Here is a 25,851-nt window from a genome sequence, read left to right on the forward strand (position 1 = left end):
TGCACCCATGAACCAGAAAAACGATTTTGACCAACGCGTGGTGCTTGTCACCGGCGGCACCAAGGGCATAGGGCGCGGCATTGCCGAGGGCTTTCTGGCCGAAGGCGCCACGGTGGTGGTGTGCGCCCGCAGCGCGCCCGAAGCCTTGCCGAGCGCAGCCGGACGCAGCGCCGAATTCCTGCCCTGCGACGTGCGCGAGGCCGATGCGGTGCGCGCGCTGGTCGACGCCATCGTGCAGCGCCACGGCCGGCTTGATGTGCTGGTGCACAACGCCGGCGGCAGCCCGCCGGTCGATGCGGCCACGGTCTCGCCACGCTTTCATGAGGGCGTGATTCGCCTGAACCTGACGGCGGCGCTGCACATGGCGCAGGCCGCCAACGCCACCATGCAAACGCAGGACACGGGCGGCGTGATTGTCTTTATCGGCAGCGTCAGCGCGCTGCGTCCTTCGCCGGGCACGGCTGCCTACGGCGCGGCCAAGGCGGCGGTGCTGAGCCTGGCGTCGTCGCTGGCGGTCGAGTGGGGCCCCAAGGTGCGCGTTGTGGCGGTCAGTCCCGGCCTGGTGCGCACCGAGCAGTCGCATCTGCATTTTGGTGACGAGGCCGGCATTGCCGCCGTCGGCGCCACGATTCCGGCCGGCCGCATGGCCGAGCCTTCCGACATTGCCCAGGCCTGTGTGTTCGTGGCGTCGCCACGCGCCAGCTACCTGAGCGGAACCAATGTGCTGCTGCACGGCGGCGGCGAAAAGCCGGCCTTTCTGGCAGCGGCGCAAGCGGGCACTTCCTGATGGCGACGGCGCCCACGGGAATCACTGAATCAAACCAACAAAGGAGCATGGCCTTGGCTGAACACGAATGGATGAATGAAATCCGCGCCCTGGTGGGCAAGGAATACGGGCGGGTCTACGCCTGGGACAAGGTCAATGCCCCCATGATTCGCCAGTGGTGCGAAGTCATGGGCGTGGACCCGGCGCGCTACACCGCCGAGGGCGCCGTGGTGGCGCCGCCAGCGATGCTGCAGGTCTGGTGCATGGAGGGCTTGGTGCCCAACAACTATCCGCCTGGCTCGACCACCGAAAACCCCTACGAGGCGCTGGGGCTGCTGGAAGCGCAAGGCCTGGCATCGGTGGTGGCGGTGAACTCCGAGCTGACCTTCGGGCGCGATGTGCGCGAAGGCGAGCGGCTGTACTACACGACCCGGCTCGACAGCATCAGCCCGGAAAAAACCACCGCGCTCGGCACCGGCCACTTTGTCACGCTGGTGATGACGTTCTTCTCGCAAAAGCCCGAGGGCGACGAAGAAGTCGGCCAGTTGCTGTTTCGCGTCTTCAAGTTTCGCCCGGCCAACCCGGTCAAGAAGCCTGATGCCGCCGCTGACAAGGCCAAGGCCGCAGCGCCAGCCGCCACCAAGCGCCCCCTGCCTGGCATCAGCGATGACACGCGCTTTTTCTGGGAAGGCGCGCGCGCCGGCAAGCTGCTCATCCAGCGCTGCAAGGGCTGCGGCGAGTTGCGCCACCCGCCCGGCCCGGTCTGCCCAAGCTGCCATTCGTTCGAGTGGGACACGGTCGAGTCCTCGGGACGCGGCACGGTTTACTCCTTCGTGGTGATGCATTACCCCGAGGTCGCGCCGTTTGACCATCCCAACCCGATTGTTCTGGTCGAGCTGGAAGAGGGCACGCGGCTGATTTCGCAAATCGTCTGCATCAAGCCGGGCGACGTGAAGATTGGCCAGGCGGTGCAGGTCGAGTTCAACAGTTTCAACGACGGCGAGCTGGTGCTGCCGCAATTCAGGCCCGTGGCCGCGACCGAAGGAGTCACCGCATGAACTTCCAACTGAGCGAAGATCAGCGCGCGTTTGCCGAAATGGCCAACGGCCTGTTTGCCGACTACTGCGGCGACGACCAGCTGCGTGATTACGACGCCTCCGGCGCGCCATTCATGCAGGATTTGTGGCAGCAGTGCGTGACCGCCGGCCTCAACACCGTGATGGTTCCCGAAGCGCAGGGCGGCCTGGGGCTGGGCATGACCGAACTGATGGCCGTGCTGGAGCAGCAAGGCCGCGCCCTGGCCATGGTGCCGCTGTGGGAGCCGCAGCTGACCGTGGCGGCTTTGGTCCAATTTGCGCCGGCCGCCTTGCCGCAGGTGCTGGACGACGCGCTGTCGGGCGAGGCGCCGGTGGCGCTGTCGCTGCAATCGCTGTCGCAGTCACGCGGCCCGTCGCTGCAGCTGGTGCGTGCCGGTGACGGCTGGACCTTGAAGGGCCAGGCCAGCGCGGTGCCACTGGGCGCCCAGGCGAACCAGGCGCTGCTGGCGGCCGACGCCGCAGGCCAGATGCGCCTGGTGCTGGTGGACTTGACGCAGGCCGGCGTTGAGCGCACCGAAGGCATGGACCAGCACCACCAGTCGGTGGCCGACCTGGCGTTTGACGCCGTGCCCGTGGCAGCCACCAACGTGCTGCCGGTCGAGGCCACCGGCTGGGTCGAGCAGCGCGCCATTGCCTGCCTGGCTGCATTGCAGCTGGGCGTGACGCAGGAGCAACTGCGCCGCACCGTGGAATACGTCAGCGAGCGCCAGCAGTTTGGCCGCGCCATTGGCACGTTCCAGCTGGTCGCCGGCCAGATGGCCGATGGCTACATTGCCGTGGAAGCCCTGCGCACCTCGGTGTGGCAACTGGTCTACCGGCTCGACGCCAACCTGGGCGCCGCGCCGCAGGCCTGGGCCACGCGCGCGCTGGCCAATGACACCGGCCACCGCGCCGGCCACATGGCGCAGCACGTGCACGGCGGCATCGGTGTGGACATCACCTACCCGGCCCACCGCTTTCTTTTCTGGAGCCGCGCGCTCGGCGTGGCGCTGGGCGGCACCGAGCACCACCTGGCCCGGCTGGGCGACTGGCTGGCCGACAACGACACCCTGGGATGGAAATATGACGCTGCCGAAGACCACAACAACGCCAACAACACCAATAACACCCACCAGGAGGCCGACCATGCCACGGTTTGACGACATTGCAGTGGGCGAAGAGCTGCCCTCTTTGATCGTTCCGGTCACGGTGGCGCTGATCAACGGCGGGGCGATTGCCACGCGCGACTACTTTCCCGGCCACCACGACCTGCAGGCCGCGCGCGAACTGGGCTCACCGCACATCTTCATGAACATCCTGACCACCAACGGGCTGGTGCAGCGCTTCATCGACGACTGGAGCGGCCCTGAAGGCCGCATGCGCGAGCTGAAGATCAAGCTGGGCACGCCCAACTACCCCGGCGACGCCATGACGATCAACGGCGCCGTCACTGACAAGCGCGCGTCCGACCGCAGCGTCGAAGTCACGCTCAAGGGCGCCAATTCCATGGGCAACCACGTCACCGGCACGGTGCGCGTTTCCCTGCCTTGATGCCGCACAGCCAGGAGCACACATTTTTATGAACGATCTCTCAATTTCCGGCCGCGCCGCCATTGCCGGCCTGGGCACCACCGAGTTCTCCAAGAATTCCGGCCGCACCGAAATACGGCTGGCCATGGAGGCCACGCTGGCCGCGCTGGCCGACGCCGGCATCGACCCCAGCGAAGTCGACGGCTTTTCGTCCTACTCCATCGACAAGGTGCCCGAGTACGAAATCGCCCGCTTGCTGGGCGCCAAAAACATCAAGTTTTTCTCGCAAGTGCCGCATGGCGGTGGCGCCGCCTGCGCGCCGATCCTGCACGCCGCGATGGCCGTGGCCACGGGCATCGCCAAGACGGTGGTGGTCTACCGCGCCATGAACGAGCGCAGCTGGTACCGCTTTGGCAACGGCAACTACGGCTTTGGTTCGTCGCCAATTGTCGAGAACGTCAACTACGGCTGGTACATGCCTTACGGCTTTCACACGCCGGCCGCATGGGTGGGCATGTTCGCCCAGCGCTACATGCACACCTACGGCGCCACCAGCGAGGACTTTGGCCGCGTGGCCGTGGCAGCGCGTGACTTTGCCGCCACCAACCCGGCAGCGTTCTTCCACGGCAAGCCGATCACGCTCGAAGAGCACCAGGCCTCGCGCTGGATTTGCGAGCCGCTGCATCTGCTGGACTGCTGCCAGGAGTCCGACGGCGCCGTCGCCATGGTCATCACGTCCAGCGAGCGGGCGCGCGACCTCAAGCAAAAGCCCGTCATCATCAAGGGCGCGGCCCAGGGCTTGAGCGACGGCCAGCAAATCATGACGTCGTACTTTCGCAAAGACATCACTGGCCTGCCCGAAATGGGGCTGGTTGCCAAGCAGCTTTGGCAGCAAAGCGGTCTGTCGGCCGAAGACATCCAGACGGCGGTCATTTATGACCATTTCACGCCTTTCGTCTTGCCGCAGCTCGAAGAGTTCGGTTTCGTCAAGCGCGGTGAGGCCAAGGACTTCATCCGCGCCGGCGAGCACGCGCGCGGCGGCAAGCTGCCCATCAACACCCATGGCGGCCAGATCGGCGAGGCCTACATCCACGGCATGAACGGCGTGGCCGAGGGCGTGCGCCAGGTGCGCGGCAGCTCGGTCAACCAGGTCAGCGACGTTCACAACGTGCTGGTCACGGCCGGCACCGGCGTTCCCACCAGCGGCCTGATTCTGGGCGACGCCTGAAACCGGGCAAGGAGACACACACCATGTTTATTGACCTCACCCCCGAACAGCACGCCCTTCGCCTGAAGGTGCGCGATTATTTCAACGACCTGATGACGCCCGAGCTGCGCCAGGAGCTGCGCGGCGCCGAAGGCGGCGACACCTACCGCAATACCATCCGCCAGATGGGCCGCGACGGCTGGCTGGCCGTGGGTTGGCCCAAGGCGCACGGCGGCCAGGGCCTGAGCGCCACCGAGCAGCTGATTTTCTTTGAAGAGGCCAACATTGCCGGCGCGCCGCTGCCCTTCGTGACCATCAGCACCGTCGGCCCGGCACTGATGGAAAACGGCACGCAGGCGCAAAAAGAGCGCTTTTTGCCCGGCATTGCCGCTGGCGAAATTATCTTTGCCATCGGCTACTCCGAGCAGCAGGCCGGCTCCGACCTGGCCACGCTCAAGACGCAGGCACGCCTGGAAGGCGACCTGGAGACCGGCCATTTCGTGGTCAACGGCGCCAAGCTGTGGACCTCGGGCATCGAGTCGGCCGACCATGTCTGGCTGGCCGCCCGCACCAGCCCCGATCTGGCGCGCCACAAGGGCATCTCGATCATGATCCTGGACACCGATGCGCCAGGCTTCTCGCACACGCTGATCAAGACCGTGGGCAACTTCACGGCGGCCACCTACTACGACAACGTCCAGGTGCCGGCCGACCGGCTGGTCGGCCAACTGCACGGCGGCTGGAAGCTCATCACCGCACAGCTCAACCACGAGCGCCTGGGCCTGGGCTCCTGGTCGGACAAGGTGTTCGGCCCGTTTACCCGGGTGCTGCAGTGGGCCAAGGCGCGCGACGAGCAGGGCCGCCGCGCGGTCGATCAGCCCTGGGTGCGGCGCTCGCTGGCCGAGTGCTATGCGCGCATGGAGGCCATGCGCCTGATCAACTTTCGCATTGCGGCCGACCTGGAGTCGGGCGGCATGGACGTGGCGCTGGCCTCGACCACCAAGGTCTATGGCTCGGAAAGCGTGCTGGAGATTTTGCGCAAGCTCATCGATATCGTCGGCGCCAGCGCGCTGGTGCGTTCCGGCTCCAGCGCCGCGCTGCTGCTGGGCGAGCTGGAGTACGAGGTGCGCGCCAGCACGCTGCTGACCTTTGGCGGCGGCACCAACGAAATACAGCGTGAGCTGATCGCGCAGTTCGGCCTGAACATGCCGCGTCCGGTGCGCTGAAGCGTCCGGCCCATCGCCCACACAACGACACAAAGGGAAACCGCGTGAATACAGCATCCATCGTGCCGCGCGAAGTGACGCAGGCCAAACTCGACCACCGTAACCAGGCGGGCCAGCGCCACCGCGCCTCGCAAACCTACACGATGGCCGACCGTATCGAGGAAAGCGCCGTGCGCTTTGCCACGCGGCCCTGCATTGGGTATGGCAGCGAGCATTACGACTACGACCAGACCAACCGCCGCATCAACCAGGTGGCACACGCCGCGCACGCGCAGGGCGTGCGCTGTGGTGACGTGGTGGCGCTGTGCATGGAGAACCGTCCGGCGTTCATGTTTGCCTGGCTGGGCCTGGCCAAGCTGGGCGCGCGCGTGGCGTTTCTCAACACCAACGTCAGCGGCAAGCCGCTGCTGCATGCGCTGGACGCCACGGGCGCCCGGCACATCGTGGTGGGCGAGGAGTGCCTGGCGCTGTTTGCCGCGACCGAGCTGCCCGGCGACATGCGCTACTGGCTCTGGCCGGACGCAGAGCGGCCTGCGCCAGCGGCGCTGCGCGAGCGCTGCGTGCTGGATCTGGCGCAGGCGGCAGCCCAGGCGCCTGACACCAACCCGCCGGCCGAGTGGCGCGCCGGGCTGGTGGCGGGCGACCCGGCCTTGTACATCTTTACCTCCGGCACCACCGGACTGCCCAAGGCGGCGGTGATCAGCCACGCCCGCTGGCTCATCACCGGCGACGTCATGCAGGCGACGATGGACGTGCAGGCCAGCGACTGCTTTTATTGCTTCTTGCCGCTCTACCATGGCGCGGCCTCGCTGTCGGCCGGCGCCACGGCGTTTGTCTCGGGCGCCAGCCTGCTGCTGCGCCGCAAGTTCAGCCGCAGCGAGTTCTGGCCCGACGTGCGCCGCCACCAGGTGACGATTTGCCAGTACGTGGGCGAGATTTGCCGCTTTTTGCTGACCGTTCCGCCGCAGCCCGACGACCGCGACCACCCGCTGCGCAAGATGGTCGGCGCCGGCATGGCGCCCGAAATCTGGGACCAGTGGGTGCGCCGTTTTGGCGATTTCGACATTTACGAGGGCTGGGGCTCGACCGAGTCCAACACCAACACCATCAACGTCGACAACCGCATCGGCTCGTGCGGCCGCGTGCCGTTCTGGGAAAAGACCAACCTGCGCCTGGTGCGCTACGACATCGACAGCGACAGCCACCCGCGCGACGAGAACGGCTTTTTGCAGCTGTGCGAGGTCGGCGAGGTCGGCGAGGCCATCGGCATGATCATCGACATTCCCGACGTGGTGGGCGGCCGTTTCGAAGGCTACACCTCGGCCGAGGCAACGGAAAAGAAGGTTCTGCGCAACGTCTTCAAGGAAGGCGACGCCTGGTGGTCGTCGGGCGACCTGCTGCGCATTGATGCCGACGGCTACTGCTGGTTCGTTGACCGCATCGGCGACACCTTCCGCTGGAACAGCGAGAACGTCTCGACCACCGAGGTGGCCGATGCGCTGGGCGACTTTGCGGGGCTTGACGCCATCACCGTCTACGGCGTGAAGGTGGAGGGCGCCGACGGCCGCGCCGGCATGGCCGCGCTGGTGCTGCATCCAGGCGTGGAGTTCGATCCCGCGGCGTTCTGGGCCTTTGCGCTGGAGCGCCTGCCGCGCTACGCCGCGCCGCTGTTTCTGCGCATTGCGCCGACCACCGACATGACCGGCAACTACAAGCTGCGCAAGGTTGACCTGCAGCGCCAGGGCTACGACACGGCGCTGGTCCAGGACCCGTTGTTCGTGCGCGATGACAAGGCACAGACCTACGTGCCCCTGTTGCCCGTCAATGCGATGGCGCCGGCGCAAAAGGCCCTGGCATGACGCGGCTGCACGCCCGGGTGGTGCTTGACTACCCCTTCACCGCACCGGCCACCGACGGCTCGGTGGTCGAGGTGGCGCCCGGCATTTTGTGGGTGCGCATGCCCATGCCGATGGCGCTGGACCACATCAACGTCTATTTGCTGCGCGCAGAAGAGGGCTGGACGCTGATAGACACCGGCCTGAACACCGAACTCACGCGCGAGCGCTGGGAACACATTGCCGCCCACCACCTGCAGGGCCTGCCCATCGTCCGGCTGGTCTGCACCCACATGCACTACGACCACGCGGGGCTGGCGAGCTGGCTGTGCGAGCGCTTTGGCATCCCGCTGTACATGACGCACGGCGAGTACTACATGATGCGCACGCTGGCCGATCCCATGCCCGACCCCTTGCCGCAGGCTCAGGTCGAGTTTTACCAGCGCGCCGGCATGCCGCAAGAGCGCGTCGACCGCATGTGGAAAGCCATGCGCAAAGACCCCTTTCTGCCGCCGCAGCCGCATTCGTTCACGCGCCTGCGCGGCGGCGACGAGATCGAGCTGGGTGGGCGCATCTGGCGTGTGGTGATTGGCGAAGGCCACTCGCCCGAGCATGCCTGCCTGTACTGCGAGCAGGACGAGATTTTGATTGCCGGCGACCAGCTGCTGCCGCGCATCAGCTCCAACGTGCTGGTCACCGGCATTGAGCCCGAGGCCAATCCGCTCAAGCTGTGGCTGGCCTCGCTGACGCGGCTGGAGCAACTGGCGCCCGGCACGCTGGTGCTGCCTTCGCACGAGCGGGTGTTTCGCGGCCTGCATGCGCGCACGCAAGAACTGCGCGAGCACCACGAGCACCAGTTCGTGCTGCTGCGCGCCTACCTGACCGACAACGCCAGCTGCACCGCCTTTGAAGCCATGCTGTGCCTGTTTCCGCGCCTGCGCGGCCCGGTCGACGACATGCTGGCGCTGGGCGAGTCGATTGCCCACCTGTCCTGGCTGCGCTTTGAAGGCGTGCTGCGGCGCGTGCTCGACGAAGACGGTGTTTACCGTTTTGCGCTGGCCGACCCGTCGTTTGCGCTGACACTTCCTCCTTCCGACGCTACCGACAGCCCCGAACTCGCAGAGGAAAACCATGCAAGACACTGAAAATTTTCGCGCCGAAACCCGCGCCTGGCTGGAAGCCAACTGCCCGCCCGCCATGCGCCAGCCCCTGACGCAAGAGCAAATCGTCTGGAGCGGCTCCACGGTCAAGTTTGCCAACGACGACCAGCGCGTCTGGTTCGAGCGCATGCGCGACCGGGGCTGGTTTGCGCCCGACTGGCCGGCCGAGCTGGGCGGCGGCGGCCTGGCCCCCAAGCAGGCGCGCATCGTCGAGCAGGAAATGCTGCGCCTGGCCTGCCGCCCGCCCCAGTTCAACCTGGGCGTGTGGATGCTCGGTCCGGTGCTGCTGGAGCTGGGCACCGAAGCGCAAAAGCGAGAGCACTTGCCGCCCATGATGGAGGGGCGCATGCGCTGGTGCCAGGGTTTCAGCGAGCCCAATGCCGGCTCCGACCTGGCCAGCCTGAAGACCTCGGCGCGCGTGGACGAGAACGGCGACTTCGTCGTCAACGGCTCGAAAATATGGACGTCCTACGGCGATGCGGCCGACTGGATGTACGCGCTGGTGCGCACCGACACCACGGTGAAGAAGCAGCAAGGCATCAGCTTTGTGCTGATCGACATGAAAAGCCACGGCGTCACGGTCAAGCCCATCGAGCTGATCAGCGGCAAGTCGAGCTTTTGCGAGGTGTTTTTTGACGACGTGCGGGTGCCGGCGCGCCAGCTGATCGGCCCGCTCAACGGCGGCTGGACCGTGGCCAAGAAGCTGCTGCAGCACGAGCGCGCCGCCATGTCCAAGTTCAGCGAGGGCGCCGCGCCGTCGCACGACGCGCTGGCCGTGGCGCGGCCCTATCTGTATGACGAAGACGGCACCTTGCTGGAGCCGGTATGGCGCGACCGCCTGGCCGCGCTGCTGATGGACTCGCACGCGTTTTCGCTGACGCACCAGCGCGTCAAGGAAGAAGGCATGGCGCGGATGGACATCAGCGGCCCGTCGTCCATCATGAAGCTGGTGCAGACCGAGCAGGAAGTGGCCAAGTACGAGCTCTTGACGCAGCTGATGGGCCAGCGCGGCCTGAGCTGGGAAGGGAGCGAGTTCAGCGCCGACGAGCACGACATCTGCCGGCTCTGGCTGTTGGCCAAGACCTACACCATCTCTGGCGGCAGCAGCGAGGTGCAGCTCAACATCATTGCCAAGCGCGTGCTCGGCCTGCCGGGCTGAAAGAACACCGCGATGCACACGACAAAAAAACCGGAGACACAGGCATGAGTTTTTTGCTGAACGATGAACAGCGCCAGCTGGGCGACAGCGCCACTGAATTTTTGAACGCGCAGTCGCCCATCAGCCTGCAGCGCCGCCTGCGCGACGAGCGCGCACCGCTGGGCTTTGAGCCGGCGCTGTGGCAGCAGGTGGTTGATCTGGGCTGGCCGGCTGCCGTCTTTCCCGAGGCGTATGACGGCCTGGGCGTGGGCTACGCCGGCCTGGGCGCGGTGTTCGAGGCCATGGGCCGCACGCTGGCAGCGCTGCCGCTGCTATCGTCGGTGGTGCTGTGCGGCGAGCTGGTGCTCGCTGCCGGCAGCGAGGCGCAGCGCCAGCGCTGGCTGCCCGGCCTGGTGGACGGCCAGCAGCGCCTGGCCCTGGCGCTGGACGAGCAGGGTCGCCACCACCCCAAGCGCATCATGACGCGCGCCCGGCGCAATGCCCAGGGCAACGGCTGGGTGCTCGATGGCGAGAAATGGTTTGTCATCGACGGCATAGACGCGCCCTGGCTGATCGTCGTGGCGCGTGTGCAAGATGCGCAGGGCGCGGGCGATAGCCTGGGTCTGTTCATGGTCGAGGCCACGCAGGCCGGCCTCACGCTGCAGCCGACGCTGCTGGCCGACAGCCGCAACCACGCGCGCCTGCAACTGGCGGGCGTGGAAGTGGCCGACGAGCTGCGCCTGAACGCCGCTGATGATGGCGCGCAGGCGCTGGACGCCGTGCTGGACCGCGCCCGCATCTGCCTGGCCGCCGAAGGGCTGGGCCTGCTGCGCGAGGCTTTCGAGCGCACCAACGCCTACCTGAAGGAGCGCGTGCAGTTTGATGTGCAGATTGGCTCCTTCCAGGCGCTGCAGCACCGCATGGCGCGGCTCTACGTCGAGCTGGAAATGCTGGAAAGCTGCGTGCGCGCCGCCTTGTCGGCCATTGACGCGAATGATGCCGAACTGGCGCTGCTGGCCAGCCTGGCCAAGGCGCGTGCCTCCGACCTGTGCGAAAAGCTGATGAACGAGGCGGTGCAGCTGCACGGCGGCATCGGCGTGACCGACGAATTTGATTTGGGGCTGATGGTCAAGCGCGCCCGCGTGCTGCAACACAGCCTGGGCGACGCGGTGTTTCACCGCGAGCGCTATGCACGACTGAAAGGGTTTTGAACGCCATGACTTCTGCTGCAACCACCACCGCCATTGCGTCGCCTCCAGAGCCGGATTTACTCAGCGAGTTCGCCCGCTGCCACGCGCAGCTCATCGCGCCCGGCGCGCCTTTCGAGCTGACCCAGATCAGCGTCAATGGCCAGACGCTGCCCGCCTACCGCAACGCCTTGGCCTCGCTGCCGGCGGTGATTGACGCCGGCCGCGTGCATGGCGCGCGCGAATTCATGGTCTACGAAGGCGACCGCTGGACGTTTGACCGCTTTTACCAGGCGGTGGACGCGCTGGCCGGGCGCCTGCAGTCCGGGCACGGCGTCAAGGCCGGCGACCGCATTGCCATTGCCATGCGCAACCGGCCCGAGTGGGCGGTGGCATTTGCCGCGGTGGCGCTGCTGGGCGCCGTGCCCGCGCCGCTCAACAGCTTTGGCCTGCAGGGTGAACTGCTGGCCAACCTGCGCGACCTCGGGCCGCGCTGGCTGATCTGCGACGCCGAACGCTTTGCCCGCGTGGGCGCCGACCTGGCCGCGCTCGATTGCCGCGCGACCGTGGTCGAGGGCGAGCCGGGGCAGGGCGACGTGGCCTGGGCCGCACTGATCGCGCCCGGCGCGCAAGCGCTGCAGCCGCCCGTGCCGGCACCAGACGACGACGCACTGATTTTGTTCACCTCGGGCGCCAGCAGCCAGGCCAAGGGCGTGCTCTCTTGCCAGCGCTCGGTCTGCCAGGCGCTGCACAACATCGACTACATCGGCGCCATCACCGCCATGACCTCGCCCGACATGGTCAAGGTCATGATGGCGCGCGGCCTGCAGCCGACCACGCTGACCGCCGTGCCGCTGTTTCACGTCAGCGGCCTGCATGCGCAGCTGCTGGCCTCGCTGCGCCACGGACGCCGGCTGGTGTTCATGCACCGCTGGGCGCCGGCGCAGGCGCTGAAATTGATCCAGAGCGAAAAAATCACCCAGTTCAACGGCGCGCCGTCGATGGTGATGCAGTTGCTGGCCGAGCCCGGCTTTGACGACCCGGCCATCACCGGTAGCCTGGGCGGCGTCGGCTTTGGCGGCGCCGGCCTGCCGCAGCGGCTGATCGACGACGTACTGAGTCGGCGCGGCGACGCCATGTCGGGGGTCGGCTTTGGCCTGACCGAGACCAACGGCGTGGGCGCGGCCGCTTCGGGGCTGCTGTTCCAGCTGCGGCCGCAGGCGTCGGGAATGATCGCGCCCATCATCGAGCTGCGCGTGGCCGACTTTGACGGCACGCCCATGCCGACGGGCCAGCCGGGTGAGGTGTGGCTGCGCGGCGTCACCGTGATGCAGGGCTACTGCGGCCAGCCCGAAGCCAGCGCCAAGGCGATGGAAGGCGGCTGGTTTCGCACCGGCGATATCGGCATTCTGGACGCCGACGGCTTCTTGCGCGTGGTGGACCGCATCAAGGACGTGATCAACCGCGCCGGCGAGAAAATCGCTGCCGCCGAGATCGAGTCCTGCCTGCTGCAGCACCCCTTGCTGGTCGAGGCGGCGGTGTTTGCCCAGCCCGACGATCAGACCGGCGAGGCCGTCGTCGCCGTGGTCGTGCTCACGCCCGGCGCCCACTTGAGCGCCGAAGACGTACAGGCGCATGTCGCTGCCCGCCTGGCCGCGTACAAGGTGCCCAAACTGGTTTACGTGCGCCAGGACAGCCTGCCGCGCAACCCGGCCGGCAAGATGCTCAAGACCGCGCTCAAGCGCGAGTACGCGCCAGCCTGATCGCGCTGCGACCACGCGGCCGCGCCAGCCGCTGTATCGCACTGGCGCGGCGCGGGCCGAATCATGCGTGGTGCAACACCCGCCGCATCGGTTTCTCTCAATGATCCAGGCCGTCTTGCCGTCGCATGACGGCGTGCCCCTTCATTCGCTGGCGAAGAAAGGTGGGCCAGGAATTTTTTCGGTGCGCACGCCAGCCTGCACGCTCACCAGGCAGTCGCTTCCTGCCAGAGACATAAATAAAGCGTAACTTTTTGCGGCCGTGCTCCATCGCGGCCTTGGCACAGCAGAAAAAAATGTGTAAACCCGGCACGAGGACGGCGTTCATGCCGCCACTGGGAATGCCTCAAAATTTCAAGAAAAAATGCCTGATTAGCGACTTACCTCAGACACGTTGAACCTTCAGGCATGTCTGTTGTCCAACAGGCGATGCCGAGTCATCGGCCAAGGAGCAGGTCATGTCAATGAATGCCATCCAGTTCCAGCGCGGGCTCTCGCTGCCCCAGTTCCAGGCGCTTTACGGCAGCGAGGCGCAATGCGAGCGCGCCCTCATTGCCGCACGATGGCCCCACGGCTGGCGATGTACGCACTGCGGCTGCAAGCGCTTTTTTCTCACCCGCAATGGCCCGGGCCGCCAGCTGTGGGAGTGCTTTGTCTGTGGCTACCAGTCCTCCAGCATCGTGGGCACGGTGATGGAGCACACCCATCTGCCCTTGAATCTGTGGTTTTTGGCCATGTACCTGCTGACGCAGTACAAAAACGCTATCAGCGCCCTGGCACTCAAGCGCCAGCTCGGCGTGTCCTACAAAACAGCATGGCTACTCAAGCACAAGCTGATGCAGACCATGAGCCAGCGCGATGCGCGCTACCGCTTGCACGGGCGCGTGGAGATCGACGATGCCTACCTCGGGGGCGAGCGTGCGGGCCACATCAACGGCGGGCGCAAGGCGGCCAACAAGACGGCCTTTATCGCTGCGGTGCAGACCCACTCGGACGGCAGGCCCCTGTACATGCGCCTGACGCCCGTGGCCGATTTCACGATCGAGGACGTCAAGCAATGGGCCGGGCGCCACTTAGCGCCCGGCTGCCATGTGGTGAGCGATGGCACGGCCGCTTTTGCCCATGTGTGCCAAGCGGGCGCTACGCACGAGCGCCATGTCACCGGCGGTGGGCGCCAGGGCGTGCAAACGCCTCAGCTGCACTGGGTCAATACCCTGCTGAGCAATCTCAAGACCAGCATGGCGGGCACCTACCATTCGTTTGACCATGCCAAATATGCCGCGCGCTATCTGGCCGAGTTTTGCTATCGCTTCAACCGCCGCTTTGACCTGCCCGCCATGCTGCCCAGGCTGCCCAGGCTGCTGCGGGCACTGGCCACCACAAGGCCGCTGCCGTTGAAGGTGTTGCGAATCTGAGGTAAGTCGCTAATCAGGAAAAAATGCCCGTTTCGCTTAGCCGTAGTGCGCTTGCAGCTATTGATTAAATAGCAATTGGCGGCCACCCATGTGTGCGGGACGTGACCGGTTCACCGGCGTGTGACGGCCGCCAGTTGCCGGTTGCGGCCCTGCGGGTCATAACCTAGTCTTATTAGACGATGGAGAGAATGTGGCCTGAACCAACAATTCCAGTCGAGATGGCTGGGCATTGAAATTATTTTCCCACTCGTCTGTATTGCCCCTCACGCGCTTGCGTGGCGACCTGGATTACTACTCCCTTGAACAAGGGAAAAGGAGACTTTGATGAAAGTAACGATGACCCTGATACCTGTTGCCGTGAGCTTGCTCATGGCCGGCAGCGCGCTGGCCAAAGTGCCCGCCGCCGAGGCCGACAAACTGGGCAAGGAGCTGACCTGCGTCGGCGCCGAGAAAGCCGGCACCAAGGACGGCGTTCCCGAGTTCACCGGCAAGTGGCTGGGCACACCACCCGGCGTTGAGTACACCCCGCACGTCGGCCAGCACCCGGTGGACCCGTATGCCGGAGAAAAGCCGGTGCTGAGCATCACCGCCGACAACCAGGCGCAGTACGCATCCAAGCTGTCCGATGGTCAAAAAGCCCTGTTTGCCAAGTTTCCCAAGACCTTCCGCATGGAGGTCTATCCGGGCCACCGTGATTTCCGCCTGCCCGACTCGGCCTGCGAAGTGGCCAAGAAAAATGCGCTGAATGCCGAGATCACCGACGGCGGCCTGGGCATCAGTGGCGCGCTCAAGGGTGCCATCCCGTTCCCGATCCCGAAGAACGGCCAGGAAGCGTTGATGAACAACATGTTCCCCAACCGGGCCTTCAACGAAGACAAGACCACCGACTTTGCCAACGTGCTGTCCGATGGCAACATTGCCTGGGGCAGGCAGCGCAACCGCAACTTGGGTATCGTCGGCAAGCCGGACGAGGTGGGCAAGCCGCTTGAAGGTGTGATGGCTTACAGCAGCACGGGTACCTTGTTGCCCGAGCGCGAAAAGGGCAGCGTCAGCGTCTCGTCCGAGCCCGTCAATTTCGCCAAGGACAAACGCCTGGCCTGGAGCTACGACCCCGGTACGCGCCGCGTGCGCCAGCTGCCCGAGTACGGCTTTGACCAGCCCCTGGGCGGCTCCGGCGGCAAGATGACGATTGACTCCGACCGCCTGTTCAACGGCTCGCCCGAGCGCTACAACTGGAAACTGCTGGGAAAGCGCGAGATGTACGTCCCCGCCAACGCCTACAAGCTGCACGCCAAGACCGTCAAGTATGCTGACCTGCTCAAGCCGGGCGTGCCCAACCCCGAATTCATCCGCTGGGAGCTGCGCCGCGTCTGGGCCGTCGAGGGAACGTTGAAAGAGGGTTATCGCCACCTGTACGGCAAGCGCGTGCTGTTCTTGGACGAGGATACCGGCCAGGCCGTGATGGCCGACATGTATGACGCACGTGGCTCGCTGTGGCAGTACGCCTTCCTGAACTACTACTACGGCTTTGACATCAACGCGTGGCAGGCGGGCACGGCCTTTTATTTCGACCTGAACTCGGGCGGCTACATTGCCTACAACCTGTTCCAGGAACGCCCCAACGGGCCAATCCTGAACAAGGGCAACCTGACCCCGTCCATGTTCACGCCGGAAGCAGCACGCAACGCTGGCAACTAAGTGCTTTCACAGAAAAACAAGGAGACCTAATGATGAAAAAAAACAAGACACTCAAGCCCGTTGCCATGGCCATTTTGGTGCTGGTCGCGTCTGGCATTGCACAGGCCGGTGAAACCATTACTTTTGAGAATGGCGTGAATCTGGACTGGCGCTTTACAACGAACTACACGCTGTCGCAGCGCACCAAGAGTGCCGACCCGGTGCTGGCCCGCAATGCCGGCGCCAACGACGGAGACAACAACTTTGCCAAGAACGCCCTGACGGCCAACCGTATTTCGGGGCTGTTCGAGGGCAAGGTCTCCAAGGGCGAGAGCGGCTTCGTGCTGTCCGGCAGCACGTTTTATGACGACGTTTACCATCGCACCAACGACAACACCGGCCTGGTGAACAAGCCGGGCCGGGTGAACGAGTTCACCGATGCAACCAGGCGCTACCACGGCGGCTACAGCCGCATCCTGGATGCCTATGGCTACACCTCGTTTGAGCTGGGCGAGTCCAGCCGCGCCACGGTGCGTCTGGGCCGCCAGGCGGTCAACTGGGGAGAGTCGGTGTACTTTCCCAACATCGCGCAGGCGCAAGGACCGTTTGACGGCACCAAAACCGGGGTACCGGGCACTGAAACCAAGGACGTGATCCTGCCCGAGGACCAGCTCGTCGCCTCCATCGAGGTGACGCCGCGCCTGACCTTGCTGGGTCAGTATCAGTTCGGGTTTCATGAGACCATCGCGCCGGCGCCAGGTTCATTCCTGAACAGCTCTGATGGCGTGGGGCCGGGCGGCACGTGCCTGCAACCCTATGTGGGCAACAGGTGCACCTTTGGCCTGCGCGGGAACGACATCCTGCCCAGCAAAACCGGCCAGTGGGGCATTGGCACGCGCTACCGCGTCACTGACCAGACCGAGGCGGGCCTGTATTACCTCAATTACAACGACCGCACGCCGCTGCCGATCATCAACGCAGCCACGAGTTCGTACCAGGTACGCTACTTTGACAAAGTCAAGCTGATCGGCGGAACCGTCAGCACCAAGGTGCTGAACAATACCTCCGGCTACGGTGAACTGACTTATCGCGATGGTGTACCGGTGCTCATGGGTGCGCTCGGCACGCCAGTGCGTGCCAAGGCCATGCAGCTCAACCTCGGTACCTTTACCAACTTCGGTCGTACGCCGTTTGCCGAGTCGGTCAACCTGCTGGGCGAAATCTCGGCCGTGAAATACCGTGGGTACAACGGCCCCGAGAGCGGCCTGACTTTCAAGACGGACTCTGGCCTGGCATTTTCGGGCACCCTGGTGCTGGGCTATCCCGGCATTTTCGAAGGCTGGGACCTCACGGTTCCCATCAGCTATTCGCAGCAGCTGAGTGGCCGTACCTTGTTGGGCAGCGTCGGCGGCAAGGGCGACAAGCGCTACAGCATCGGCGCCTCTTTCGTCCGCCAGGGGAACCTCTCCATCGGCGTGACCTATTTGGGTTATGCCGGTGGTGCGTCTCTGGATGCGACAGAGAATCGTCTGCTTGCCGATCGCGACCAGCTGGCGCTGAACATGAAATATTCGTTCTGAGGTCGGCCAGAAACTTGTAAAAAAACCCGGGCTTCCCCGGGTTTTTTCATGGCCGATTCATGTTCATTTCAATGCGGTGGTTCGGCACCGTCATCGGTGCGCAGCGTGGCGATCTGTCATGCATGAAGCGCACAGCTCGATTGCCGCGCTGCGCTCGCAGTGAGGATGCGGGGCCACCATGCAGATTTTAAATGCTATGCATTCAGGAGCTGAAAGCGCCCGCGCTGCCTGCGCAAACCGTTGAAAAGGCTTGAATTCCGACGCTGTTTCAGCGACGGCGTTGACAGGCGGATCGGCCGGGTGGCTCAGTCCGCGCTGATGTTGGCCGGCCCGAAGAAGGCGCGCATCTGCACGATGCGTCCGGCGTCGTCAAAGCGGAACAGGTCGATGGGCCGGATGGTGGTGCGCTGGCCTTTCACCTCAAAAGAGACGCTGAAGGCAAAGGCGGCCTCGCTGGCCACGGCGCGGATCTGGCCTTCGAGTTCAACCCGCAGCTTGAGCTTCAGCGAGCCGGCATAGAAAGCGCGAATCTCGGCAAGGCCGCGCTTTGGCGCTGTACCCACCGGGTCTTCGACCACCGCATCGTCGGCGTACAGCGCGACGATGGCGTCCAGGTCAGAGGCGTTGAGTGCGCGGACATAGGCCTCGACAGTGGCCTGCATGTGTTCGGGCGTGGGCATGTTTCGTTGTTCCTGGCTCAGAACTGTGTGGGCCGAGTGACCGCGTCGATGCCGCCGTCCACATAAAACTGCGCGCCATGCACGAAGCTGGCGGCCGGGCTCATCAGGAAGGCCACCACCGAGGCCATCTCGCTCGGTTCGGCGCGGCGCGCGATGGGCGCGACAAAATTCCTGATGGCTTCGCCGTAGCGCGCGTCTTGCAAGCCGGCCTGCAGCAGCGGGGTTTCGGTCGCGCCAGGCGCCAGCGTGTTCAGGCGCACGCCGGCCTGGCCCCAGGCGGCAGCGCGCTTGCGCACGGCCACCGTAAGGGCGTTTTTCGAGCCGGCGTAGGCCAGGTTGCCACCCTGCGCGCCCGCGCCCATGACGATGGCGGCGACGGCAGCTTCGTCGCCGGCCTCGCAGGCGGCGGCCAGCGGGTTCTTGTCCCACGGCAGCATGGCCGAAGCGACCGACGAAATCACCACGGCCGAAGGATTTTTGCCTTTTTGCAGCGCCGGCAGCAGGGCGTCGAGCAGCTCGACCGCGCCAAAGTAGTTGACCGATGTAACCAGCGATGCCGGCTGCACTTGCGCGCCCAGGCCGGCGCACAGCACCAGGCCGTCGAGCGTGCCGCCAGAACGCTCCAGCGCCTGCGCAAGGATGGCCTGGCGGCCTTCGGCGGTGGACAGGTCGCCGGTGATGTCGGCATTGCGCAGGTCCACGCCAATGACGGTGTGGCCGGCGGCCTGCAAGGCGGCAACGGTGGCAGCGCCAATGCCGGAGGCCGAGCCGGTAACGAGGGTAAGAGGCATGGGAACAGTCCTTTTCATAAGTTCAATGACAAACGGGATGCCAGGCATCAGACCGCAATCATCACTGGCAGGCCACACCCAAACGGACGATGGCCACCGTTCAGGCTACGAGCACATGTTTGGTCAGCAGCAGGCCGCTCACGATAAGCAGGAGGGCGACCCAGCGCATCAGGACAGGCGCAGGCACATGGCGCGCAAGGCGGTCACCCAGCACCACACCGGCCAGCGCAAAGCCTGCCATCAGGAGCCAGCGCCACCAGAGTTCGCTGCTCGACAGGCGACCGGTTGCGCCCAGGCCGGCGATCACAATGGACGCGCTGCACGCGATCAGGGCAGGTGCGGTGGCGCGCATTTGCCGTACGTCGGGCAGACGCCAGCGCAACCAGGTGACAAGCACCGGTCCGGCGCAGCCAAACATTGTTTCGACCATTCCAGCCGCCGCACCGGCTGCCGTCGAGGCCTTGTCGGGCAGGCCGGCATGCACCAGGGCGGGGCGGCGCAGGAGCTTGACGCCCACTGCGGCAATGTACAGCCCCAAAAAGAACAGCGGCCAACGCGGCTCCAGGATGCGAACCAGCCACAGGCCCAGCAGGCTGCCGAACAGCATGCCCGGCACCATCCTGCGCACTTCGTCCCAGCGCACCTGGCGCAGGTTCAATCCGCCGTGCATCACGCAGGCGGGCAGATCAAGCAACAAGGTCAAGGCCACCACTTCGGGCAGCGGCCAGATCCAGCTCAGCAGTGGCACGATGATCAGGGCCGAGCCAAAGCCCGTGATGCCGAGCACAATATAGCCGAGCAGAACGGCCAGAGACGGCAAGGCAAATTCAAGCATGCGTTGTGGGGTGGAGGGTCATGCGGTCCTGGCCCTGTGCGGCTGCGCAGTCAGGCGCTACAGCGCCGCCGCCAGTTCGGGCACCGCCGTGAACAGGTCGGCCTCCAGGCCGTAATCGGCCACACCAAAAATCGGCGCATCGGCGTCCTTGTTGATGGCGACGATGACCTTGGAGTCCTTCATGCCGGCCAGGTGCTGAATGGCGCCTGAAATGCCAACGGCCACATACAGCTGCGGCGCGACAATCTTGCCGGTCTGCCCGACCTGCCAGTCGTTGGGGGCGTAACCGGCATCGACCGCCGCGCGGCTGGCACCCAGCGCGGCGCCGAGCTTGTCGGCCAACGGTGTCATCACTTCGGCAAACTTTTCGCTCGAACCCAGGGCGCGGCCGCCCGAGACGATGATTTTGGCGGCCGTCAGTTCCGGCCGGTCATTTTTGGCGATCTCGCTGCTTACGAAGCGGGTTTTGCCCGTGTCGGGCGTGGCGCCGGCCATTTCCACCAAGGCGCTGCCGCCGCTGGCCGCCGTCGCGTCAAATCCGGTCGTGCGCACGGTGATGACCTTGGTCGCGTCCAGGCTCTGCACGGTCGCCATCGCGTTACCGGCATAGATTGGACGCTCGAAGGTGTCCTGCGCATCGACGCGGGTGATGTCGCTGATCTGCGCGACATCCAGCAGTGCCGCCACCCGGGGCGCCACGTTCTTGCCGCTGGCGGTGGCGGCGAACAGGATGTGGCTGTAGCCGCCCGACAGCGCCAGGGCCAGCACCTGCGCGGCCATGTTTTCGGCCAGGCCGTGGGCAAGGGCCTGGCCATCGGCATGGATGACCTTGGCAATGCCGGCAATGTGCGTGGCCGCTTCGGCCGCCTGCTGCGCGCCATGGCCCATCACCAGCAGGTGGACCTGGCCGTCGGCAAACAGGCTGATCTGGCTGGCGGCGGTCACGGTGTTGAGGGTGGCGGGCTTGATGCTGGCGTTGTCGTGTTCGGCAATTACAAGTGCAGTCATTTAGATCACCTTCGCTTCGTTTCTGAGTTTGTCGACCAGCGTGGCCACGTCGGCCACTTTGACGCCGGCGCTGCGCTTGGGCGGCTCGCTGACCTTGAGGGTCTTGATGCGCGGCTTGACATCGACGCCGAGTTCTTCGGGCTTGAGGTTTTCAAGCGGCTTTTTCTTGGCCTTCATGATGTTGGGCAGCGTGACGTAACGCGGCTCGTTGAGGCGCAGGTCGGTCGTGATGACGGCCGGCAGGCTCAAGCTCAGGGTCTCGGCGCCGCCGTCGACCTCGCGCGTGACACTGACCTGGCTGCCAGCGACTTCGACCTTGGAGGCGAAGGTGGCTTGGCCCCAGCCCAGCAGCGCAGCCAGCATCTGGCCGGTCTGGTTGCAGTCGTCGTCGATGGCCTGCTTGCCCAGGATCACCAGTTGGGGTTGCTCTTTTTCTACCAGCGCCTTGAGCAGCTTGGCCACGGCCAGCGGCTGCAGTTCCTCGGCGGTTTCAACCAGGATGGCGCGGTCGGCGCCAATGGCCATGGCCGTGCGCAGCGTTTCCTGGCACTGCAGTACGCCGCAGGAAACGGCGATGACCTCGGTGGCCACGCCTTTTTCCTTGAGCCGAACGGCTTCCTCGATGGCGATTTCGTCAAAGGGGTTCATGCTCATCTTGACGTTGGCGATGTCAACGCCGCTGCCGTCGCTCTTGACGCGCACCTTGACGTTGTAATCGACGACGCGCTTGACGGGGACCAGAATTTTCATGGGGCAGGGTTCCTGTGAATGTCTTTTGAAGCGAAAAATAAAAGGCCAGTGATCAATCTTCCCTACTGTGGCGTAACGTCGAACGCAGGTCAGCGTCCGAATGGACGATGTTGGCCGCCTTGGCTCTTTCACAATGGCAACAGTTTTTACTGCGAGGCATCAAGACACCCATGAGCAATCCTTTTTCTCCGCTGCTTCAGCCGGGCCGCATCGGCACGCTGGACATCCGCAACCGCATCGTCATGGCGCCCATGGGGTCGAACTTCGCCGAAACCGACGGCACCTGCGGGGAACGCATCCAGGCCTATTACGAGGCGCGCGCCAAAGGCGGCGCCGGCCTGTTGACGATGGGCGTGTGCTCCATCGCCTATCCGCATGGCACGGGTGAGCCGTTCCAGGTCGGTGTCTCGCGCGACGACTTCATTCCCGGCCTGGCCGCCGTGGCCGAGCGCGTGCACCGCCATGGCGCCAAGATTGCCATGCAGCTGCAGCATGCAAGCAAGACTGCCGCGCTGGACCGGGCGCAGGGCCGCGAGCTGTGGGTGCCGTCGATGCCGAAGATGGTCAAGAACGACATCATGTCGGCCATCACGCCCGAAGAGCTGGCGACCTTCATCGGCATCGGCCCGCACCCGATACGCATGCGCGTGATGGACAAGGCCGACATTGCGCAGATGGTCGAATGGTTTGCCGCCGCCGCGCTGCGCGCCAAGCAGGCGGGTTTTGATGCCGTCGAGCTGCACGGCGCGCACACCTACATCCTGGCCGGCTTCCTGTCGGCCTATTCCAACCAGCGCGACGACGAGTACGGCGGCCCGCTGGAAAACCGCGCCCGCCTGTTGATCGAGACACTGCGCGCCGTCAAGGCGCGCGTGGGGGCCGACTTTCCGGTCTGGGTGCGGCTGGACAGCGAAGAGATGCACACGCCCGGCGGCATCACGCTGCCGGACGCCATTGCTACGGCCAAGCTGTGCGAGGCGGCCGGGGCCGACGCCATCAGCGTCTCGGCCTACGCCACCATGACCAAGGGCGCGGACTTTACCGATGCGCCGATTCCGCAAAAACCTGCGGCCTATGTCTCGAATGCCGCAGCCATCAAGCAGGCCTTGACCATTCCCGTCATCACCGCCGGCCGCATCGAGCCGGACGTGGCCGCCAAAGCGATTGCCGAGGGCCAGTTCGACTTTGTCGCCATGGCGCGCAAGATGCTGGCCGACCCCGAGATTCCGATCAAGCTGGAACGCAACCGCCCGCAGGACATCCGGCCCTGCATCTACTGCTACGCCTGCGTCAGCGAGATTTTCATCAACAAGCGCGTCAAGTGCGCCGTCAACGCGCAGACCGGCCACGAGTTCGAGGCGCCCATCCTTCCTGCAGCCAATCCCGGCCATGTGCTGGTGGTCGGCGGCGGCCCCGGCGGCATGGAGGCGGCGCGCGTTGCCGCCCTGCGCGGCCACCGCGTGACATTGGTCGAGCGCAGCGACCGATTGGGCGGCACCTTGTTTTTTGCCGCGCTGGCCTACCCGGAAAACGGCAAGCTGCTGGACTACCTGGTCGAGCAGGTCAAGCAGTCGCCGATTGACGTGAAACTGTCAACCCAAGCGACTCCAGCCCTGGTTGCCCAGCTCAAGCCCGACACCATCGTCGTGGCCACCGGCGCACGGCGCGCTGCGCCAGCCATCAAGGGTGCCGAGCAAAAGCATGTCTGGAGCGGCGACGAACTGCGCCGCCTGATGACCGGCGACCGCGCCGACGAGATTGCCAAGGCCAAGCTCGGCTTGGCCGAGCGCGCCATGTTCAAGGCCGGTGGCATGCTGCGCGTGACCGACAGCACGCAGGCGCTACAGCAGCTCTCCAAGTTGTGGATGCCGCTGGGCAAGAAAGTCGTCATCGTTGGTGGCGGGCTGGTCGGGCTGGAGCTGGCCGAATTTCTGCTGGCGCGCGGCCGCCAGGTCACGGTGCTGGAGCCTGGCAACCGCGCTGGCCGCGAGCTGTCCATCGTGCGGCGCTGGCGCGTGCTCGATGCCGTCACCTCGCACGGCACGCTGCACCTCAAGGCGACGGTGCAGGAAATCACCCGCGACGCCGTGCTGTGGACTGACGCCGACGGCGCCGCGCAGCGCACGCCCGCCGACTCGGTGGTGCTCGCCATTGGCGCCGAGGCCGACGACAGCGTGGCCAGCGCGCTGGCTGGCTGCGGCGTGCCGGTGCAGCGCATTGGCGACTGCGCCAGCGTCAGCTACATCGAGGGTGCGATGCACGACGGCAACCGGGCCGGACGCACGGTCTAGACCACCCCAATCCATTCACCACCCGGTGTGGCGGCTTGGAATTTCAAGCCGCCGCACCCTCGCAGCGTAGCGGTTCAACGCTGTTCCCCGGATGCGCCCGCACGGCTTTCAGACAAGATGCACGCCAATGCGCCCGTGCCGGAAAAACGCGGCGTCACTTTCCCGCATCCTCACCTCCTTTGGGACATTTCACGCGTCCGCCTCCGTGCGGTGTGGTGGCGTCGGCTGCAGGCAACCCACAGCCATTCCAACCAGGCTGTCGAGCATGGCCGGAGATTCCAGTTGCGCCGGAATGTCTTCAAGCACCGACCGGATCACGCTGCGCAATCCCTGCCCGAGCAAATAGGCCGCCAATGCGGGATGGGGGGTGTTGATTTCATGCGCATACATCTGCAGCAGCGGCAGCCAGGTGCCTTCGATGAATTCGCCGGCGGTCCGGTACGGGCCGCGCCACATCCCCAGATGCAGGGCCGTGTGGTAGCGCAAGTGAAACGCCTGGTTCAATTTGAAGAGCCGCAGCTCGACACGAATGATGTTGGCCAGGATCTCGCGCAGGGCAGTGGTCAGCGGCACGCCGGCCAACCTTTCGCGCATCAACAGCAACTCCTCGGACTCCTGGTCGAGAACGCGCTCGTACAGCATGGCAACGATGGCGTCCTTGTTGGGAAAGTATTGATAGATGGAGCCGACGGCGGCGCCTGACACCTCCGCGATGCGGGCCACGGTCAGGGCCTCGTCTCCCTCTTCGTCCAGGATGCGCAGGCAGGCCTGTGCCACAGCGTCGACCAACGCGCGCGAGCGCGACTGGTTGGGACGCTTGCGTGGCGTGGGAAGCTGCCCCGGCGATGGCGAGGTGCCAGAAGAGGGCGGATGGCGTTTCTTGTCCATGGAAATGCGAGTGGGGTTGTTCCTGAGTCGCCAATTATTCGAATTATTCAATAAAATCAACAAGTTGCGTTGTTGATTCGCTGTTCGGGAAAGCGACTATCGCAAGGTGCGCGACCTTCATACACTTTGCTGTGTCGATCGAAAAATAGCCTGGCGTGTAAACAATTCGCCATCAAGGGCATGAGAACCCGATCGGCAAATGCAAGTGGCATCGACGTTGATTTTTCCCGTATGTGAATACATCCAGCGGGTCATCTCTGAGTCGCTTGGCCTGTTGATTCTAAAGATTCCAAATCCATCAGGAGACTGTTGTGTCGTCACCCTTTACTGTCCGCCCGCTTGGCCCCGCTATTGGCGCCGAAGTGCTTGATCTTGATCTTGCCAACGTATTTTTGCCGGAAACGCTGCAGGCCATCGAGGCCGCGCTGGTCAAGCACGAGGCACTTGTCCTGCATGTTCCAGCGCTGACGCCAGAGCAGCATCTGGCGATTGCAAAGCATTTCGGCGAAGCCGAAGTTCACATGTTCTACCCCAACCTGGGTCCGGGTTTCGAGCAAATCACCTTGATCGACTCCAAGCTCGGCGACCGCGCCGACATGTGGCACCACGACGAGAGCTTTCTGCCCAGCGCGCCCATCGTCACCATGACACAGGCCAAAATCCTGCCGCCTTGCGGCGGCGACACCTGCTGGATCAGCATGACGACCGCCTACGACGCGCTGTCCGACCGCATGAAACAGTACCTCGACGGGCTTGAGGCCTGGCACGACATGAACGGCCCGATGACGACGGCCCTGCGCCAGAACGTTGTGACGCACGAGCGCTGTCTTGAAGTCATCAAGATGAACAAGCGCCAACTGCACCCGGTGGTCACCACGCACCCGGTCACGGGCCGCAAGGCACTCTACATCAGCCCGACCTACACGACGCACATCGACGGCCTGGCCCCAGCGGAAAGCGACGCCATCCTGGCTTATCTGCATGCGCACTGCCAGCATGTGGCGCTGTTCGCATTACGTATTGATTAGCTGTCTTCCGAGCCCTGAGACGA

Annotated in this window: 22 protein-coding genes; 16 read left to right on the plus strand and 6 right to left on the minus strand. The window is 65.0% G+C overall.

Annotated features, from left to right (window positions below; all coding sequences use genetic code 11):
- Positions 1 to 7: 7 nt before the first annotated feature.
- The 14 genes from EC86_RS0120535 (at position 8) to EC86_RS0120605 (ending at position 17,557) form a co-directional block, all read left to right on the plus strand.
- A complete protein-coding gene (locus EC86_RS0120535; RefSeq protein ID WP_029527761.1) occupies positions 8 to 787 on the plus strand; it encodes an SDR family oxidoreductase in 780 nt (259 codons plus the stop codon).
- Between the two features lie 53 nt (positions 788 to 840).
- Entirely contained in the window at positions 841 to 1,824 is a 984-nt protein-coding gene (locus tag EC86_RS0120540; protein WP_029527762.1) for a Zn-ribbon domain-containing OB-fold protein, read from the plus strand.
- A complete protein-coding gene (locus EC86_RS0120545) occupies positions 1,821 to 3,002 on the plus strand; it encodes an acyl-CoA dehydrogenase family protein (protein ID WP_051676206.1) in 1,182 nt (393 codons plus the stop codon). The genes EC86_RS0120540 and EC86_RS0120545 overlap by 4 nt, the downstream gene beginning before the upstream one ends.
- Positions 2,989 to 3,393 (plus strand): MaoC family dehydratase, encoded by a 405-nt coding sequence (locus EC86_RS0120550; RefSeq protein WP_029527764.1) that lies wholly within the window; start codon positions 2,989 to 2,991, stop codon positions 3,391 to 3,393. The genes EC86_RS0120545 and EC86_RS0120550 overlap by 14 nt, the downstream gene beginning before the upstream one ends.
- 28 nt (positions 3,394 to 3,421) lie before the next feature.
- Complete coding sequence (locus EC86_RS0120555) at positions 3,422 to 4,600, plus strand: lipid-transfer protein (RefSeq protein WP_029527765.1); 1,179 nt, start codon at positions 3,422 to 3,424, stop codon at positions 4,598 to 4,600.
- 23 nt (positions 4,601 to 4,623) lie between these two features.
- A complete protein-coding gene (locus tag EC86_RS0120560) occupies positions 4,624 to 5,805 on the plus strand; it encodes an acyl-CoA dehydrogenase family protein (RefSeq protein ID WP_029527766.1) in 1,182 nt (393 codons plus the stop codon).
- A gap of 44 nt (positions 5,806 to 5,849) precedes the next feature.
- Positions 5,850 to 7,664 carry a long-chain-acyl-CoA synthetase gene (locus tag EC86_RS0120565; RefSeq protein ID WP_029527767.1) on the plus strand — a complete coding sequence of 605 codons (1,815 nt, stop codon included), beginning with the start codon at positions 5,850 to 5,852 and terminating at the stop codon, positions 7,662 to 7,664.
- Positions 7,661 to 8,785: an MBL fold metallo-hydrolase gene (locus EC86_RS0120570; RefSeq protein ID WP_084181625.1), complete on the plus strand. Its 1,125-nt coding sequence runs from the start codon at positions 7,661 to 7,663 to the stop codon at positions 8,783 to 8,785. The genes EC86_RS0120565 and EC86_RS0120570 overlap by 4 nt, the downstream gene beginning before the upstream one ends.
- Positions 8,772 to 9,959 (plus strand): acyl-CoA dehydrogenase family protein, encoded by a 1,188-nt coding sequence (locus EC86_RS0120575; RefSeq protein ID WP_029527769.1) that lies wholly within the window; start codon positions 8,772 to 8,774, stop codon positions 9,957 to 9,959. Before EC86_RS0120570 ends, EC86_RS0120575 begins: the two co-directional genes overlap by 14 nt.
- Positions 9,960 to 10,003: 44 nt before the next feature.
- Entirely contained in the window at positions 10,004 to 11,149 is a 1,146-nt protein-coding gene (locus EC86_RS0120580; RefSeq protein WP_029527770.1) for an acyl-CoA dehydrogenase family protein, read from the plus strand.
- A gap of 5 nt (positions 11,150 to 11,154) precedes the next feature.
- Positions 11,155 to 12,888 (plus strand): class I adenylate-forming enzyme family protein, encoded by a 1,734-nt coding sequence (locus EC86_RS0120585; RefSeq protein WP_051676257.1) that lies wholly within the window; start codon positions 11,155 to 11,157, stop codon positions 12,886 to 12,888.
- A 455-nt stretch (positions 12,889 to 13,343) separates the two neighbouring features.
- Positions 13,344 to 14,300 carry an IS1595 family transposase gene (locus tag EC86_RS0120595; RefSeq protein ID WP_029527772.1) on the plus strand — a complete coding sequence of 319 codons (957 nt, stop codon included), beginning with the start codon at positions 13,344 to 13,346 and terminating at the stop codon, positions 14,298 to 14,300.
- A gap of 336 nt (positions 14,301 to 14,636) precedes the next feature.
- Positions 14,637 to 15,998 (plus strand): DUF1329 domain-containing protein, encoded by a 1,362-nt coding sequence (locus EC86_RS0120600; RefSeq protein ID WP_408633930.1) that lies wholly within the window; start codon positions 14,637 to 14,639, stop codon positions 15,996 to 15,998.
- Between the two features lie 32 nt (positions 15,999 to 16,030).
- A complete protein-coding gene (locus EC86_RS0120605) occupies positions 16,031 to 17,557 on the plus strand; it encodes a DUF1302 domain-containing protein (RefSeq protein ID WP_029527774.1) in 1,527 nt (508 codons plus the stop codon).
- Between the two features lie 305 nt (positions 17,558 to 17,862).
- Here EC86_RS0120605 and EC86_RS0120610 read toward each other — a convergent pair whose 3' ends face one another.
- From EC86_RS0120610 to EC86_RS0120630, 5 genes are all read right to left on the minus strand, one after another.
- The gene (locus EC86_RS0120610; RefSeq protein WP_029527775.1) at positions 17,863 to 18,237 is read right to left on the minus strand and encodes a nuclear transport factor 2 family protein; all 375 of its coding nucleotides are present in this window, start codon (positions 18,235 to 18,237) and stop codon (positions 17,863 to 17,865) included.
- 17 nt (positions 18,238 to 18,254) lie between these two features.
- Entirely contained in the window at positions 18,255 to 19,028 is a 774-nt protein-coding gene (locus EC86_RS0120615; RefSeq protein ID WP_029527776.1) for an SDR family oxidoreductase, read from the minus strand.
- Positions 19,029 to 19,128: 100 nt separating this feature from the next.
- Positions 19,129 to 19,863, minus strand: a complete 735-nt coding sequence (locus tag EC86_RS0120620) for a sulfite exporter TauE/SafE family protein (protein WP_029527777.1) — start codon at positions 19,861 to 19,863, stop codon at positions 19,129 to 19,131.
- A 57-nt stretch (positions 19,864 to 19,920) separates the two neighbouring features.
- Positions 19,921 to 20,871, minus strand: a complete 951-nt coding sequence (locus tag EC86_RS0120625; RefSeq protein ID WP_029527778.1) for an electron transfer flavoprotein subunit alpha/FixB family protein — start codon at positions 20,869 to 20,871, stop codon at positions 19,921 to 19,923.
- Entirely contained in the window at positions 20,872 to 21,621 is a 750-nt protein-coding gene (locus EC86_RS0120630) for an electron transfer flavoprotein subunit beta/FixA family protein (RefSeq protein WP_029527779.1), read from the minus strand.
- A gap of 170 nt (positions 21,622 to 21,791) precedes the next feature.
- Here EC86_RS0120630 and EC86_RS0120635 point away from each other — a divergent pair, with 170 nt between their 5' ends.
- Positions 21,792 to 23,912 (plus strand): oxidoreductase, encoded by a 2,121-nt coding sequence (locus EC86_RS0120635; protein ID WP_029527780.1) that lies wholly within the window; start codon positions 21,792 to 21,794, stop codon positions 23,910 to 23,912.
- A gap of 189 nt (positions 23,913 to 24,101) precedes the next feature.
- Here the strand turns inward: EC86_RS0120635 and EC86_RS0120640 are convergent, their stop codons facing one another.
- Entirely contained in the window at positions 24,102 to 24,800 is a 699-nt protein-coding gene (locus EC86_RS0120640; protein ID WP_029527781.1) for a TetR/AcrR family transcriptional regulator, read from the minus strand.
- Positions 24,801 to 25,111: 311 nt separating this feature from the next.
- Between EC86_RS0120640 and EC86_RS0120645 the strand changes: the two genes are divergently transcribed.
- The gene (locus EC86_RS0120645; protein ID WP_084181629.1) at positions 25,112 to 25,828 is read left to right on the plus strand and encodes a TauD/TfdA dioxygenase family protein; all 717 of its coding nucleotides are present in this window, start codon (positions 25,112 to 25,114) and stop codon (positions 25,826 to 25,828) included.
- Positions 25,829 to 25,851 lie beyond the last annotated feature (23 nt).

This window comes from Polaromonas glacialis (assembly GCF_000709345.1).
In the GTDB taxonomy this organism is placed as follows: Bacteria; Pseudomonadota; Gammaproteobacteria; order Burkholderiales; family Burkholderiaceae_C; genus Polaromonas; species Polaromonas glacialis.